The sequence below is a fragment of the Campylobacter sp. LMG 17559 genome (assembly GCF_024723605.1).
Classification (GTDB): domain Bacteria; phylum Campylobacterota; class Campylobacteria; order Campylobacterales; family Campylobacteraceae; genus Campylobacter_D.
The window spans coordinates 1-1,326 of the sequence record NZ_JANQCZ010000038.1 but is presented as its reverse complement, the minus strand read 5'-3'; the positions used below and the strand labels follow the sequence as shown (position 1 = coordinate 1,326).

The 1,326-nt window shown below is 34.8% G+C and carries 2 protein-coding genes; both read right to left on the bottom strand.

Annotated features, from left to right (window positions below):
- A partial coding sequence (locus CAMP5082_RS08175) for a flagellin N-terminal helical domain-containing protein (protein ID WP_337206425.1) occupies window positions 1-876 on the bottom strand: 876 nt, incomplete at its 3' end.
- A 134-nt stretch (window positions 877-1,010) separates the two neighbouring features.
- Window positions 1,011-1,326, bottom strand: a 316-nt coding sequence (locus CAMP5082_RS08170) for a flagellin (protein ID WP_337206424.1), incomplete at its 5' end; no start/stop codon positions are given.

The window sequence follows — 1,326 nt, the reverse complement described above, 5'->3', positions numbered from 1 at the left end:
GTCTCTTGAAGCTTCCACACCTGTGCTATCTTTTACTGAGTTAATAGCAGCTACCAAAGCTCCATTTTGATCACTATCTTGATATTCTATCCTACCTATTTTAACTCCATTAATAGTAAAATCATCACTAGTAACTCCAGCTTTGATAGGACCGGCTCCGGTAGTTTCTACTAAGAAATTTGCTCTAATACCAGTTACATCAGCCACTCTATTAATCTCTTCAGCTAAAGCACCTATACCAGTACCTACTGAAGATGAAATCACTACAGGTTGGAATTTAAAATCATCCACACCATTATAATTTTTGATATTAAGTTCAACCACACCACTACTATGAGACATAGAACCAGTTTCAAATCTAGTAACACCAATTTTACTTGATTGAGTTGGACCTATGCTAGCTTTTACAGTTTGATTTGACTGAGCACCAATTTGAAATTCTTGATTAGTAAAATTTCCACTTAAAAGTTGTTTACCATTAAATGCTGTGGTATTTGCTATATTATCAAGTTCTTCCATCAAACGGTTAATATCAGCTTGAAGCATGTTTCTTGTTTTAGTGCTTTGTCCATCTTGAGCAGCTTGAGTAGCTTTTACTTTGATAGTATCTAAGATTTTAAGTTGCTCATCCATAGCTTTATCAGCTGTTTGTAAAATACCTATGGCATCATTACCATTGTTAATAGCTTGGCCTAAAGTTGCAGCTTGAGATCTTAAACTATCTGCAATAGCCATACCAGAAGCATCATCTGCTGCAGAGTTGATTCTAAGACCTGAACTAAGTCTAGACAAAGACTTGTCTAATTCTCTTGCTGTTATAGTTGAGTTTGCGTGTGCATTCATTGCACCTATGTTGGTGTTTATTCTAAAACCCATTTTAAATCCTTTCAAAATATTGCTTAGTTCTTATAAAGCAATAAGTGTTCCAAATATAAGAAAGTAAATGGGAGATAAAATAAAAAGTGGAGAAATAAACACCTTGAATAATCAAGGTGTTTTGGATTTCTTTACTATTGTAATAATCTCATTACATTTTGTTGTACAGCATTAGCCTGACTCATAGCATAAGATCCACTTTGAGCTAAGATGTTATACTTAGCAAAGTTTGCACTTTCTGCTGCAAAGTCTACATCTCTGATGTTTGATTCAGCTGATTTGATATTTACTTGAGTTACACTGATGTTGTTAAGTGTAGCTGTGATTTGATTTTGCACCGCACCAAGATCAGCTCTGATTTGATCAAGATTAGTAATAGCAGTTTCAGCTATATCCATAACAGCCATAGCGCCTTTAAGTGTAGTAACACCAGCTTGTTGATCTTTAGCG